Source organism: Microvirga roseola (assembly GCF_020866965.1).
GTDB lineage: Bacteria > Pseudomonadota > Alphaproteobacteria > Rhizobiales > Beijerinckiaceae > Microvirga > Microvirga roseola.
Map to the genome: position 1 here is coordinate 1 of NZ_JAJATX010000220.1, position 378 is coordinate 378.

Annotated in this window: 1 pseudogene; it reads right to left on the bottom strand. The window is 56.9% G+C overall.

From position 1 onward, the window contains the following. Positions 1-196: 196 nt before the first annotated feature. A pseudogene (locus tag LG661_RS24965) lies at positions 197-378 on the bottom strand (ISNCY family transposase); the annotation flags it as partial.

The window sequence follows — 378 nt, forward strand, 5'->3', positions numbered from 1 at the left end:
TAGAAATGGCACTCAGCGTGCAAAGTAGAAATGACACCAGTGTATAGTTTGAGCCGTTTGGCGCTGACGTGTCTCCTTAACCCAGCACAGCTGGTCAGGTTTGCAGTGCTGGGTTAAGGAGACGTCCAGCAAAAACTAGGAGCCGAATTAGAGCTACAGCAAAATACCATTAAGTTCGAGTTGGTCATGCCGCGATTCAGCTGGCCTTGAACATGTGCCGATCGGCCTGGCCGCGCCGGCGCGGGGCTGAACGACTGCGCTGCTCGTCCCGTTCCTGCTGGATCTGCGCCACATAGCTGAGGACCTCACTCAGCCGCTTGTTCTCGACGATCGCCGCCTGGGTGACACGCTGGAGCTTGTCACAGGTGCGGTAGGGCA